Annotated in this window: 10 protein-coding genes; all 10 read left to right on the plus strand. The window is 70.1% G+C overall.

Annotation, left to right across the window (positions count from 1 at the left end; translation table 11 throughout):
- Positions 1-188 precede the first annotated feature (188 nt).
- The 10 genes from AC5JCN_RS10010 (at position 189) to recN (ending at position 13,161) form a co-directional block, all read left to right on the plus strand.
- On the plus strand, positions 189-1,073 hold the full coding sequence (locus AC5JCN_RS10010; protein WP_495754881.1) for an ABC transporter permease: 885 nt from the start codon (positions 189-191) through the stop codon (positions 1,071-1,073).
- Positions 1,074-1,076: 3 nt separating this feature from the next.
- A complete protein-coding gene (locus AC5JCN_RS10015) occupies positions 1,077-1,967 on the plus strand; it encodes an ABC transporter permease (protein WP_495754882.1) in 891 nt (296 codons plus the stop codon).
- Positions 1,967-2,701 carry an aspartate/glutamate racemase family protein gene (locus tag AC5JCN_RS10020; RefSeq protein ID WP_495754883.1) on the plus strand — a complete coding sequence of 245 codons (735 nt, stop codon included), beginning with the start codon at positions 1,967-1,969 and terminating at the stop codon, positions 2,699-2,701. Before AC5JCN_RS10015 ends, AC5JCN_RS10020 begins: the two co-directional genes overlap by 1 nt.
- A 92-nt stretch (positions 2,702-2,793) precedes the next feature.
- The gene (locus tag AC5JCN_RS10025) at positions 2,794-3,975 is read left to right on the plus strand and encodes a methyl-accepting chemotaxis protein (RefSeq protein WP_495754884.1); all 1,182 of its coding nucleotides are present in this window, start codon (positions 2,794-2,796) and stop codon (positions 3,973-3,975) included.
- Between the two features lie 149 nt (positions 3,976-4,124).
- Positions 4,125-5,375 carry a sarcosine oxidase subunit beta family protein gene (locus AC5JCN_RS10030; RefSeq protein WP_495754885.1) on the plus strand — a complete coding sequence of 417 codons (1,251 nt, stop codon included), beginning with the start codon at positions 4,125-4,127 and terminating at the stop codon, positions 5,373-5,375.
- A 10-nt stretch (positions 5,376-5,385) separates the two neighbouring features.
- On the plus strand, positions 5,386-5,676 hold the full coding sequence (locus AC5JCN_RS10035) for a sarcosine oxidase subunit delta (RefSeq protein ID WP_495754886.1): 291 nt from the start codon (positions 5,386-5,388) through the stop codon (positions 5,674-5,676).
- Positions 5,673-8,651 (plus strand): sarcosine oxidase subunit alpha family protein, encoded by a 2,979-nt coding sequence (locus AC5JCN_RS10040; protein WP_495754887.1) that lies wholly within the window; start codon positions 5,673-5,675, stop codon positions 8,649-8,651. Before AC5JCN_RS10035 ends, AC5JCN_RS10040 begins: the two co-directional genes overlap by 4 nt.
- Positions 8,644-9,267, plus strand: a complete 624-nt coding sequence (locus tag AC5JCN_RS10045) for a sarcosine oxidase subunit gamma (protein ID WP_495754888.1) — start codon at positions 8,644-8,646, stop codon at positions 9,265-9,267. The genes AC5JCN_RS10040 and AC5JCN_RS10045 overlap by 8 nt, the downstream gene beginning before the upstream one ends.
- A gap of 95 nt (positions 9,268-9,362) precedes the next feature.
- Positions 9,363-11,327 carry a bifunctional 2',3'-cyclic-nucleotide 2'-phosphodiesterase/3'-nucleotidase gene (locus AC5JCN_RS10050; RefSeq protein WP_495754889.1) on the plus strand — a complete coding sequence of 655 codons (1,965 nt, stop codon included), beginning with the start codon at positions 9,363-9,365 and terminating at the stop codon, positions 11,325-11,327.
- 169 nt (positions 11,328-11,496) lie between these two features.
- The gene (recN, locus tag AC5JCN_RS10055) at positions 11,497-13,161 is read left to right on the plus strand and encodes a DNA repair protein RecN (protein WP_495754890.1); all 1,665 of its coding nucleotides are present in this window, start codon (positions 11,497-11,499) and stop codon (positions 13,159-13,161) included.
- The last annotated feature ends 3 nt before the right edge of the window (positions 13,162-13,164 follow it).

The raw sequence follows: 13,164 nt of genomic DNA on the forward strand, positions 1-13,164 counted from the left end.
GGGCTCGATAATCCCCACCCTGCTCTCCCCCGCACGCGGGGGAGGGTTGAGGCGGCTTTCTTTGTCATCCCGGACGGAGCGCAGCGGAGAGCCGGGATCCAGGACCACGACCGGTGTTGAATCCCGGATCGGGCTTCGCCCGTCCGGGATGACGACACTCACAGGAACCTCAGGAAGAGGCAGCACCCTTGAAGACATCCGAACCACGCTCCCTGCCCGGCTGGGCCCAGGCTGCGCCATTCGCGGTGGTCTTCGCCCTGTTCTTCGTGATCCCGCTCGCCTTCGTCACGCTGGTCAGCTTCTTCGACTACAATGACTACGCGATGCTGCCGGGCTTCACGCTGCGCAGCTATGTCGAGACGTTCGAGGGCTGCTACGACCAGCTGCCCGAGCTCTGCACCATCCTGAAGACCTATGTCTCGACGGTGAAGTTCTGCTTCATCGTCTGGCTGCTGACCCTCGTGATCGGCTTCACCATCGCCTACTTTCTGGCCTTCCACGTGCAGTCGGTCACCTTGCAGATGACGCTCGCCGTGATCTGCACCATCCCGTTCTGGACGTCGAACGTCATCCGGATGATCTCCTGGATCCCGCTGCTGGGGCGCAACGGGCTCGTCAACCAGATCCTCGTGGGGTCCGGCCTCGTCGACCAGCCGGTGGAGTGGCTCCTCTATTCGGATTTCGCCGTCATCCTCGCCTTCGTGCACCTGTTCACCTTCTTCATGGTGGTGCCGATCTTCAACTCGATGGCGCGCATCGACAAAAGGTTGGTCGAAGCCGCCTATGACTGCGGCGCGACGGGCTGGCAGACGCTGTGGAACGTCATCATTCCGCTTACGAAGCCGGGCATCGTCATCGGGTCGATCTTCGTCATCACCATCGTCATGGGGGACTTCGTCACGGTCGGCGTCATGGGCGGCCAGCAGATCGCCTCCGCCGGGAAGATCGTCGAGACCCGCCTCAACGCACTTCAATTCCCGCCGGCCGCCGCCAACGCCGTCATCCTGCTGGCGGTCGTGCTGCTGATCATCACGGCGATGAACCGCGTGGTCGACGTGCGCAAGGAGCTCTGAGCGATGCGCGACGGACGCTCCAAGGGCTTCTGGTGGCTGGCCGCCTTCTTCGCCGCCTACGTCATCTTCCTTTACGGACCGATGATCACCATCGTGATCCTGTCCTTCCAGGGACCGGAGGGAGGCCTTACCTTCCCGCTCAACGGCGTATCCCTGCACTGGTTCGGGAAGCTCTGGGCCGGCGGAGGCATCGTCGACATCAAGTCGGCCTTCGTGCGCTCCCTGAAGCTCGGCCTCGTCGTCATGACGGTGACGGTCGTCTTCTCCGTGCTGGCCGGCCTTGCCTACCGCAAGAAGTTCCCCGGCATGAACCTGCTCTTCTACGTCACGGTGGCGAGCCTGATCGTGCCCTCCATCGTCACCTCGCTGGGTATCGCGCTGGAGTTCCGGCTGTTCGACGACAACATCAAGGCGATCCTGCCCGACAGCTGGGCCGAGGGCTACTCCACCGCCATGGGGCTCTTCACCTCGGCGCTCGGGGCGCACCTGACCTGGACGCTTCCCTTCGGCCTCCTCATCATGTTCGCCATCTTCAACCGCTTCGACACGCGGCTCGAGGAAGCAGCGCGAGACCTCGGCGCTACGCCCTGGCAGACGTTCCGCTACGTCGTCCTGCCCATCATCCTGCCCTCGCTGGTGGGAGTTGGGCTGTTCGGCTTCACGCTGTCGTGGGACGAGATCGCGCGGACATCGCAGTCCGTCGGGGAAAAGAATACGCTGCCCCTGGAGCTGCAGGCTCTCACGACCACCGTCACCACGCCCGAGATCTACGCGCTCGGCACCGCCACGACCGCCGTGTCCTTCATCGTCATCGGTGTGGCGCTCGGCGCCATCCTCTACCTCCGGGCGCGTCAGGCCCGCTTCGGCTCGGATGCCGGACAGGGCCTGGTGTGATGCTGATCAACGTCGTCAATCCCAACACCACCGCTTCGATGACGGCGAAGATCGGCGCCGCTGCGCGCGCCGTGGCGGCCGGCGGAACCGAGATCCGCGCCGTGAACCCGGCGATGGGGCCGGTCTCGATCGAGGGCTATTTCGACGAGGCGTTCTCCGTTCCCGGCCTGCTCGTCGAAATTGCCGCGGGCGAGGCCGCGGGAGCCGCGGCGCACATCATCGCCTGCTTCGACGACACGGGGCTGGAGGCGGCGCGGTGCGCGGCGAAAGCTCCGGTCATCGGCATAGGCGAGGCCGCCTTCCACATGGCGAGCCTGCTCGCCCACCGCTTCGGCGTCGTCACCACCCTGTCCCGCTCGATCCCGGCCATCGAGACCAATCTGCTGAAATACGGGCTCGACCGCCGTTGCGCCCGGGTGCGGGCAAGCGAAGTGCCCGTGCTCGAACTCGACGATCCCGGTTCCGATGCCGCGGGACGGATCGGCCAGGAGATCGAGAAAGCCAAGGTGGAGGACGGCGCGGAGGCCATCGTGCTCGGCTGCGCCGGCATGGCGGACCTGGCCGGTCACCTCAGCCGCCGGCACGAGATTCCCGTGGTGGATGGCGTTGCCGCCGCCGTGAAGCTGGCGGAGGGCCTCGCCGCCCTCGGGCTGCAGACCTCCAAGTCGGGCGGCTACGCCTCGCCGCGGGCAAAGGCCTATACGGGCCTGTTCGAGACCTGGTCTCCACGCTGAATTGGCCAGCAAGTCCGGTTCCTTAACCATTCGGGTGTAGGAGGCGGCGATGTGAGGCGCGACGAATGCGGACCTGGAGAACGGAACTGACGATGGCGATCCTGGCCGGCGCGCTGGCCACCGTCGTCGCAGGCATGCCCGTGATCGACCCAGTCGTTGCTGCCTATGCCGCGGCAACCCTCGCGACACTCGCCGTCCTGCTCGGTGGGCACGCCCTTTTCGTCACGTGGCCGCTGGAGGCTCTCGTCGCGACTGCCGCATCGGTCGCGGCGGGCGAGGAGGTGGCGGCCATACCAGCCGCCGGCCCCTTCGGCCCGGCACGCCGGCTCGCCGGCATTCTCGACGACTGCAACACGGCCACGCAGTCGCGTCTCGCATCAGAGCGCCAGGCTGCCGCGGCCGGGCTCGACGCGGCCGAGGACCGGCACCGCTTCATCAGCTTCCTCGCCCTCACCTTCGAGCAGAACGTGCTCGGCCTCGTCGGCAAGGTCAGCCACTCCGCATCGACGCTGCGGAGCGCGGCCCTGACGATGTCCTCGGCGGCCAACGGGACCTCGCAGGAAGCACTCGCATCGCACGCGGCGACGCGTGGCACGGCGGATCTCGTGGAAACGGTCTCGTCCACCGCGGGCGCCCTCTCCGGCCTGCTGCAGGACACGGCGAGCCATGTCTCGAAATCGATGGAGATCGCGGCCCGCGCCGCGCGCGAAGCTGCGGAGACCGACGCCATCATCCGGGGGCTCGTCGAGACGGCGGCTCGCATCGACAGGGCGACCGGGCTGATCGCCCAGGTCGCGAGCCAGACGAACCTCCTCGCGTTGAACGCGACCATCGAGGCCGCGCGCGCCGGGGAGGCCGGTCGCGGCTTCGCGGTGGTCGCGGGCGAGGTGAAGGTGCTTGCGACGCAGACGGCCCGGGCCGCGGAGGAGATCGGCGCGCAGATCTCCGGCATCCAGACCGCCGCAGCAAGCGCCGTCGACGCGCTCGACCATATCGGCGCGACGGTCGGCGAGATCGACGCGACCGCGCGGCGGGTGCAGGAGCGCATGGCCGACCAGTCGGTAGCGCTCGGCACCATGCTGCGCGGCGTGCACGAGGCCGCCGACGCCTCGCGCGACGTGCTCGACCGGATCGAACGGATGGCAAGCCAGTCGCGTGATGCGGAGGGCGCGGCTCGGGACGTGACCCATGCCTCCGGTGGGCTGGCCGAGATGGCCCGCGAACTCGAGATGACGGTCGCTCATTTTCTCGACGAGCTGCGTGTTTCCGGCTGAGCTGGCCGCAACCGGCGCAAAACACTCCGGAAACACGAGTGCCGCGACGGAAACGACCGTTGACGCGGCCGCCCCGACCGCGTTGTGTTGCGCGGCAATCAGGGCGGCGTGGACGACTCGGTCCCGACGCCGCGAGCGGGGCGTGTCACGTGCGGTATTCGATCTTCTCGGTGCTCGGGCAGGCCCTGCAGGGCCAGACCGGATGGCGCCCGGCGTGGCGCGAGCCCGAGCCGAAGCCGGCCTATGACGCCGTCATCGTGGGCGGCGGGGGACACGGGCTGGCTACCGCCTACTACCTCGCCAAGGAGCACGGCCTCACCAACGTCGCGGTCGTTGAAAAGGGCTATCTCGGGTCCGGCAATGTCGGGCGCAACACCACCATCGTGCGCTCCAACTACCTGCTGCCAGGCAACATTCCCTTCTACGAATGGTCGCTGAAGCTCTGGGAAGGTCTGGAGCAGGACATCAACTACAACGCCATGGTCAGCCAGCGCGGCGTGCTGAACCTCTACCACACAGACAGCCAACGCGACGCCTATGCCCGGCGCGGCAACGCCATGCGGCTGCACGGGGTGGACGCGGAACTGCTCGACCGCGACGGCGTGCGCGCCCTCGTCCCGCTGCTCGACTTCGACAATGCCCGCTTCCCCATCCGGGGCGGCCTGCTGCAGCGCCGCGGCGGCACCGTGCGCCACGACGCCGTCGCGTGGGGCTACGCCAGGGCCGCCGACATGCGCGGCGTCGACCTCGTCCAGAACTGCGAGGTCACGGGCATCCGCGTCGAGAACGGAGCCGTGACCGGGGTCGAGACCAAGCGCGGCTTCATCCGGGCGCGGAAGGTCGGCCTCGCCGCCGCCGGCAACTCCTCGCGCGTGGCGGCCATGGCCGGGCTGCGCCTGCCGATCGAGAGCCACGTTCTCCAGGCCTTCGTCAGCGAGGGCGTGAAGCCGCTCATCGACCAGGTCATCACCTTCGGCGCCGGGCACTTCTACATCAGCCAGTCCGACAAGGGCGGCCTCGTCTTCGGCGGCAACATCGACGGCTACAACTCCTATGCCCAGCGCGGCAGCCTGCCGCTGATCGAGGAGGTTGCCGAGGAAGCCGTCTCGGTGCTGCCCGCCATCAGCCGCCTGCGCGTGCTGCGGCACTGGGGCGGCATCATGGACATGTCCATGGACGGCTCGCCGATCATCGACAAGACGCCCGTCGAGGGCCTCTACCTCAACTGCGGCTGGTGCTACGGCGGCTTCAAGGCCACGCCGGCCTCCGGCTGGTGCTTCGCGCACACCATCGCCCGCGACGAGCCGCACGCGCTCAACGCCGCCTATCGTCTCGACCGTTTCGCCACCGGCCATCTCATCGACGAGAAGGGCTCGGGGGCGCAGCCCAACCTGCACTGAGCCCGCGTCCATGCGCATCACCTGTCCCTTCTGCGGCGAACGCGGAAACGAGGAGTTCGCATATCGCGGCGACGCGACCGTGCAGCGCCCGTCGGTCCACGGGCCCGAGGCCGAGCCGGCCTGGGTCGACTATGTCTACGTCCGCGACAACCCGGCCGGCCCGCTCCGGGAACTGTGGCAGCACGTCCATGGCTGCCGGAGCTGGCTCGTGGTGACGCGCGACGTGCGCACGCACTTCATCTCGGCGGTCGAGGTGGCGCGCGACGTGGCACGCACCCGCGACGCGGGAGCCCCGGCATGAGCGCCGGCGCCCCCAACCGGCTCGCGTCAGGCGGACTGATAGACCGCGCGACGAGCCTCGCCTTCACCTTCGACGGCGTCTCCTACAGGGGCCATCCGGGCGACACGCTGGCGTCCGCGCTGGTCGCCAACGGCGTCAAACTCGTCGGCCGCTCGTTCAAGTATCATCGTCCGCGGGGACTGCTGTCGGCCGGGGCCGAGGAGCCGAACGGGCTCATCGAGCTGCGCGCCGGCGCGCGGCGCGAGCCCAACACCCGCGCCACCGTGATCGACCTCCATGACGGACTGGTCGCCACCAGCCAGAACCGCTGGCCGTCCCTCGCCTTCGACGTGATGGCGGCAAACCAGCTGGCCGGGCCGGTTTTCTCGGCGGGGTTCTACTACAAGACCTTCATGTGGCCGGCCTCCTTCTGGGAGAAGGTCTACGAGCCGCTGATCCGCCGCGCCGCCGGCCTCGGCCGTGCCGCCCGGGAGCCCGATCCCGACGGCTACGAGCGCGCCACCCTGCACTGCGACGTGCTCGTCATCGGCGCCGGCCCCGCCGGTCTCGCCGCGGCCCTGGCGGCTGCAAGGGCGGGCGCGCGGGTGGTCGTCGCCGACGAGGACAGCCGCCCCGGCGGCCGGCTCCTCGCCGAGCGCCGCACCATCGACGGCCGCCCGGCCGTGGACTGGGCCGCGGACACGGCCGCCGAACTCGCGGCCATGCCGGACGTGACGCTGCTCGCGAGAACCACCGTGTTCGGCGTCTACGACCATGGGGTGCACGGTGCCGTGCAGCGGCTCGACGGCGACGGTCCCGTGCCGGCGCGGCACACGCCGCGGGAGATCATGTGGCGCATCGTGGCGCGCCGCACGGTTCTGGCCTCCGGCGCCATCGAGCGGCCTCTGGTGTTCCCCGGCAACGACCGGCCCGGCGTGATGCTGGCGGGTGCCGTGCGCGCCTATGTCAATCGCTGGGCCGCCGCGCCCGGACGCAACGTGGTGATCTACGGCGACAATGACGATCTCGCCGCGACGGTCGCAGACCTGAAGGCGGCCGGCCTCGGCGTCGCCGCCGTCGTCGATGCCCGTCCCGAGGTTCCCGACCACGTCCGGCATGCAGCCGAGGCCGCGGGCGCACGTCTCTATGCCGGGGGAATCGTCACGAAGGTCCATGGCGGCAAGGGCGTGCAGGGCGTGGACGTGGTGACGCCGCTCTTCTCGATCACGCTCGACTGCGATCTCGTCGCCATGTCGGGCGGCTGGACGCCCGCCGTCCACCTCACCTCGCATCTCGGCGGAAAGCCCGTGTGGGATGACGAGGCCCGTGCCTTCCTGCCCGGCAAACTGCCGCCCGGCATGGCCGTGGCCGGCGCCGCGGCGGGACGGCTGTCGCTCGACGAATGCCTCACCTCGGGCGCCTATGCGGGGATCGAGGCGGCACAGGCCGCCGGTTACTCGCCCGCCAGCATCGAGGTGCCGCGCGGCCAGCGCGAACCCGCCGGCAGGCCGTGGCAACTCACCCCGCCGACGGTGAAGGGCAAGGCGTTCGTCGACTTCCAGAACGACGTGACACTGTCCGACATCGCGCTGGCCGAGCGCGAGGCGTTCCGCTCCGTCGAGCATCTCAAGCGCTACACGACGCTGGGAATGGCGACAGACCAGGGCAAGACGTCGAACCTGAACGGCCTCGCCGCCATGGCCGGCCTGCGCGGCAGGAGCGTCGGCGAGACGGGCACGACCACCTTCCGTCCGCCCTACACGCCGGTCTCGCTTGGCGCACTCGCGGGGCACGCGAGGGGCAGGCACCTGCGTCCGACGCGCCTCACCGCCGCGCACGCCTGGGCGGCGGAGGCGGGCGCCTCCTTCGTCGAGACGGGACCCTGGCTGCGGGCGCAGTGGTTCTCCCGCCCCGGCGAGGACTGGCTGGCGAGTTGCACCCGCGAGGTGAAGGCCGTGCGCAATGCGGTGGGCATCTGCGATGTCTCGACCCTCGGCAAGATCGACATCCAGGGACCCGACGCCGCCACCCTCCTCGACCGGCTCTACGCCAACACCTTCTCGACTCTGAAGGTGGGCCGCGCGCGGTACGGGGTGATGCTGCGCGAGGACGGCTTCGTCTTCGACGACGGCACAACGTCCCGCCTCGGCGAGGAGCACTTCCTGATGACTACCACCACCGCCAATGCCGGCGGGGTGATGCAGCACATCGAGTTCTGCCACCAGTGGCTCTGGCCCGACCTCGACGTGCAGTACGTCTCGGTCACCGAGCAGTGGGCCCAGTTCGCAGTCGCCGGCCCGCACTCCCGCGACCTGCTGCGGCGCGTGGTGGACAGCCAGCACGACCTCACCAACGACGCCTTCCCATTCATGGCGGCAGCGGATCTGACCGTGATGGGCGGACTTGCGGCGAGGCTGTTCCGGATCTCCTTCTCCGGCGAGCTCGCCTACGAGATCGCGGTTCCGTCGCGCTACGGCGACGCGCTCGCCCGCGCGCTGATGGCGGCCGGCGCCGACCTGGGCGTCACCCCGTATGGGCTCGAGGCGCTCGGCGTGATGCGCATCGAGAAGGGCCATGCCGCCGGCGGCGAGCTCAACGGCATGACGACGGCCACCGATCTCGGCCTCGGCAAGATGGTCTCGACCAAGAAGGACTTCATCGGCCGTGCCATGGCGCAGCGCCCGGCCCTCGTCGATCCCGACCGGCCCCGCCTCGTCGGCTTCCGCACGCTGGATCCCGCCGACAAGGTAGGCGGCGGCGCGCACTTCCTCGACGTGGGAGCCGCCGCGACGGCGGAGAACGATCTCGGCCACGTCACCTCCGTATGCTGGTCGCCCCTCTTCGAGCGCTGGATCGGCCTCGGCCTGATCAGGCGCGGCGCCTCGCGCATCGGCGAGATCGTGCGCGCCTGGGACGGCGTGCGTGGCCGCGACGTGCGCGTCGTGCTCTGCCATCCCTGCTTCTACGACCCCGAGGGAGAGCGCCTGCGTGGCTGAGACCGCCCACCCCGGGACCGCTCCGCGGTCCGCCTTCCACGGGCTCCTGCACGAAGGCCGGCACGGCCGGGCCGATGGTCCGGCGGGGCTGGTCCTGCGCGAGCGGACCGGCCTTGCCCTGGTCACCCTGATTGCGCGCAATGGCAGGCAGGAGGAGCTGGCCAGCGCAATCCGCGACGCGCTCGGCCTGGAACTGCCGCGGCCGAACCGGCGCACCGAAGCCGGACCCTACTCCGCGCTGTGGGGCGGCCCCGGACAGTGGCTGCTCGCAGCCGAGCCTCATGCAGCCGAAGGCTTCCCGGCCCGGGTCGCCGGTCTTGCGCAGGGCCTCGCGCTCGCCGCCGACCAGTCGGACGGGCGCGGCATTCTGGAGCTCTCCGGCGCCCGCGTCCGCGACGTGCTGGCCCGCGGTATCGCCGTCGACCTGCACCCCCGCAGTTTCGGCCCCGGCTCCGTGGCGCTGACCATGGCCTCCCACGTCGACGTCACGCTCTGGCAGCACGACGAGGCGCCGGCCTATGGCCTCGCCGTGGCGCGCGGCTTCGCCGGCAGCCTGTGGGAGTGGCTGGAGGAGACCGGTTTGCAGTTCGGCATCGACGTATTGCCGCCCGGCTAGGCCGGAATGCCGCCGCGACGGACACCAAGTCGCCATTGTGCTGCGAGAAGGGTGCGGATTGCCCGCCCGACAGGGCTGCCGGAGACATTGCCTACATGCCGACCCGTTGTCCCCCTCCGGCCGGTCCCTCGCGCAGGGACGTGGTGATGGGCGGTGCCGCGCTGGCCGCGACGTCCGCCCTCCCCGGCCGGGCCGCGGCCCAGGGCGCTCCGGTGCGACTGCGCATCCTTGCGACCTCCGACCTCCACGCCAACGTGCTGCCTTACGACTACTACCGCGACAGGCCGGACGACACGGTCGGCCTGGCCCGGACCGCGAGCCTGATCCGCGCTGCCCGGACGGAGGTGCGCAACAGCGTGCTGGTCGACAATGGCGACCTCATCCAGGGGAGCCCGCTCGGCGACTACATCGCCTATCGCAAGGGAGTGAAGGCGGGCGAGGTGCACCCGATTTTCGCCGGCATGAACCTGCTCGACTATCTCTGCGCGACGCCCGGCAACCACGAGTTCAACTACGGCCTGTCCTTCCTGGGCTTCTCGCTGTCGGGAGCCAAGATCCCCTTCGTGTGTGCCAACGCCACAAAGGCCGACGGCACGCCGCTCCTGAAGCCCTGGGCGGTGTTCGACCGCGAGGTCGAGGACGAGGCGGGCGGGCGCCAGCGGCTGCAGATCGGCGTCATCGGCTTCCTGCCGCCGCAGATCGTGCAATGGGACCGCGATCACCTGGCCGGCAAGCTCGGCACCACCGACATCGTCGAGGCGGCGCAAAGGCACATGCCGGAGCTGTCCCGGCAGTGCGACATCGTCATCGCGCTGTGCCACTCCGGCATCGCCGGCGGACCGCGCGTTTCCGGCGAGGAGAACGCGGCGCTGCATCTGGCCCGCGTGCCCGGCATCAGCGCCATCATCACCGGCCACCAGCACCGCGTCTTCCCCGGCCGGGATTTCGGCGGCATCGAGGATGTCGACGCGGACAAAGGAACCCTGGCGGGTGTCCCAGCGGTGATGCCGGGCTTCTGGGGCAGCCATCTCGGGATCATCGACCTCGATCTCCAGCGCTCCGGCGAGGATTGGCGCGTCACTGGCTTCCACTGCGAGGCCCGGCCCATCGCCAGGCGCGAGGGCACCACGATCACGCCGATGGTGCAGAGCGATCCGCCGGTCGAGAAGGCCGTCGCCGCGGACCATGCGGCGACCCTCGCCTATGTGCGCGAGCCCGTCGGCGAGACCCGCGCACCCATCACGTCCTTCTTCGCGCTGGTGGCCGACGACCCCTCGGTGCAGATCGTTCAGCAGGCGCAGGCGGAGTATGTGCGGGCGATGGCGGCGGGCGACTCCGCGCTGCGGGCCCTGCCGGTGCTGTCGGCGGCGGCGCCGTTCAAGTCCGGGGGCCGTGGCGGACCGGACTACTACACCAATGTGCGGCCCGGCCCGGTCGCCATCAAGGACGTGGCCGACCTCTACCTCTATCCCAACACGGTGCGGGCGGTGCGTGTCACCGGAGCGCAGGTGCGCGAATGGCTGGAGCGTTCCGCCGGAATCTTCAACCGCATCGATCCCGCCGTGACGGCCGAGCAGCCCCTGATCGACCCGTCCTTCCCCGCCTTCAACTTCGACATGATGGAGGGCGTGACCTACCGCATCGACGTCACCCATCCGTCCCGCTACGACGTCGACGGCAAGTTGGTGAACCCCGGCGCGCACCGGATCATCGACCTCTCCCGCGACGGCCAGCCGGTGCGCGACGAGGATATGTTCCTGGTCGCCACCAACAACTACCGGGCCGGTGGCGGCGGCAACTTCCCCGGCGCCGACGGCACCACGGTCGTGCTCAATGCACCCGACACCAACAGGGACGTGCTGCTGCGGTATATCGTGGCAAAGAAGGTCGTCGATCCGACGGCAGACGCCAACTGGTCCCTCGCGCCCCTTCCCCATGGCTGCCTCGTGACCTTCCTCACCTCCCCAGAGGCCGAGAAGTCGGTTCCCGCCGGCCTGCCGGTCACCTTTCTCGAACGCACGCCGGAGGGTTTTGCAAAGTTCCGGCTGGGGAAGGCTTGAGACAGGCCGGGTTCGGCCCTCTTTGGACCGAGAGATTCCAGGCGCGGGGAGCCGAGACCGGCTCCGGGCTCCCCTCCCCCCGCGGACGTGACGCCCCTGGCGCCGCAGCCATGGAAAGGCGGCGGGAAGCGGGTTGATTTTTGGCCCGTGCCGCTCGACAGATAGCCCCATGCTCGTGCAGCTCGCGATCCGCGACATCGTCCTCATCGACCGGCTCGACATCGCGTTCGGGCCCGGCCTCAGCGTGCTCACCGGCGAGACGGGCGCGGGCAAGTCGATCCTGCTCGATGCCGTATCCCTGGCGCTCGGCGGCCGCGGCGAAGGCGGGCTGGTGCGCCATGGCGAGAAGAACGGGCAGGTCACGGCGGTCTTCGACCTCGCCCCTGACCACCCGGCCCGGCAGGTTTTGGCGGAGCAGGAGATCCCAGACGAGGGCGATCTCATTCTGCGCCGCGTCCAGTACGCGGACGGCCGCACGCGCGCCTTCGTCAACGACCAGCCTGTGAGCGTGCAGGTGCTGCGCGCCGTCGGCGGCAGCCTCGTCGAGATCCACGGCCAGCACGATGACCGCGCGCTCGTCGACCCGGCCGCGCACCGTGCCCTGCTCGACGCCTATGGCGGCTGCGACGCGCGCGCCGTCGCCGAGGCGTTCCGTCGCCTGCGGGACGTGCGCGAGGAACTCGACGCCCACCGCGCCCGGGTGGAGCGGGCCCGGCGCGATGCCGACTATCTCGCCCATGCCGTCGAGGAACTCGGGACGCTGGCAGCGGAGCCGGGCGAGGAGGAGGCGCTCGCCGAGCGGCGCCACCTGATGATGCAGTCGGAGAAGGTCGCCTCCGAGCTGAACGAGGCCTACGAGTCGGTGGCCGGCCCCGCCGCCCCCGGCCCGGCCATCGCGTCGGCCATGCGGCGGCTGGAGCGCCGCGGCGCCCAGGCGCCGGCGCTGGTCGAGCCGAGCGTGACTGCCCTGGGCGCAGCCCTCGACGCACTGGAAGACGCACGGCGGGCCCTGGAGGCGGCGCAGACCGCGGCAGCCTTCGATCCGCGGGATCTCGAGCGGACGGAGGAGCGCCTGTTCGCCCTGCGCGCAGCCGCCCGCAAGTACAACGTCACCGTCGACGGCCTGCCCGCGCTTCGCGAGCGCATGGAGGCGGATCACGCCGCCATCACGCATGGCGAGGAAAGGCTCGCGCAGCTGCAGCAGCGCGTGACGGAAGCAGATGCAGCCTACGTCTCGGCCGCACGTGTGCTCGGTGAGCAGCGCCGGGCCGCTGCCGGAAAGCTCGAGGAGGCCGTGACGCGCGAGCTGCCTCCCCTCAAGCTGGAGCGAGCGCGCTTTATCGTGAAGGTGGACACGGACGACGCCGCCCGCGGTCCGGACGGGTTCGAGCGGGTCGAGTTCTGGGTCGAGACCAACCCGGGCACGCGGCCGGGGCCGCTGATGAAGGTCGCCTCTGGCGGCGAGCTCTCGCGCTTCATGCTGGCGCTCAAGGTGGTGCTGGCCGACCGGGGCTCGGCGCCCACTCTCGTCTTCGACGAGATCGATTCCGGCGCGGGCGGCGCGGTAGCAGACGCGATCGGCGGGCGGCTGGCACGGCTGGCGACGCGGGTGCAGGTGATGGCCGTCACGCATGCGCCGCAGGTCGCGGCGCGGGCCGAGCAGCATTTCCTCATCAGCAAGGGCGAGGTGGGCGGCGCCGAGCGCATCGCGACCCGCGTCCAGTCCATCGACGACACCGCCCGGCGCGAGGAGATCGCCCGCATGCTCGCCGGCGCAACCATCACCGACGAGGCCCGCGCCGCCGCGCAGCGCCTGCTCGAAGCCGCGGACTGAACC

This window comes from Alsobacter sp., assembly GCF_059501845.1.

Bases quoted from the DNA above. Each gene is read 5' to 3' on its own strand.
- AC5JCN_RS10050 (WP_495754889.1), top strand. From the start codon at position 9,363: ATGCCGACCCGTTGTCCCCCTCCGGCCGGTCCCTCGCGCAGGGACGTG.
- recN (WP_495754890.1), top strand. From the start codon at position 11,497: ATGCTCGTGCAGCTCGCGATCCGCGACATCGTCCTCATCGACCGGCTC.
- AC5JCN_RS10025 (WP_495754884.1), top strand. From the start codon at position 2,794: ATGGCGATCCTGGCCGGCGCGCTGGCCACCGTCGTCGCAGGCATGCCC.
- AC5JCN_RS10015 (WP_495754882.1), top strand. From the start codon at position 1,077: ATGCGCGACGGACGCTCCAAGGGCTTCTGGTGGCTGGCCGCCTTCTTC.
- AC5JCN_RS10040 (WP_495754887.1), top strand. From the start codon at position 5,673: ATGAGCGCCGGCGCCCCCAACCGGCTCGCGTCAGGCGGACTGATAGAC.
- AC5JCN_RS10035 (WP_495754886.1), top strand. From the start codon at position 5,386: ATGCGCATCACCTGTCCCTTCTGCGGCGAACGCGGAAACGAGGAGTTC.
- AC5JCN_RS10020 (WP_495754883.1), top strand. From the start codon at position 1,967: ATGCTGATCAACGTCGTCAATCCCAACACCACCGCTTCGATGACGGCG.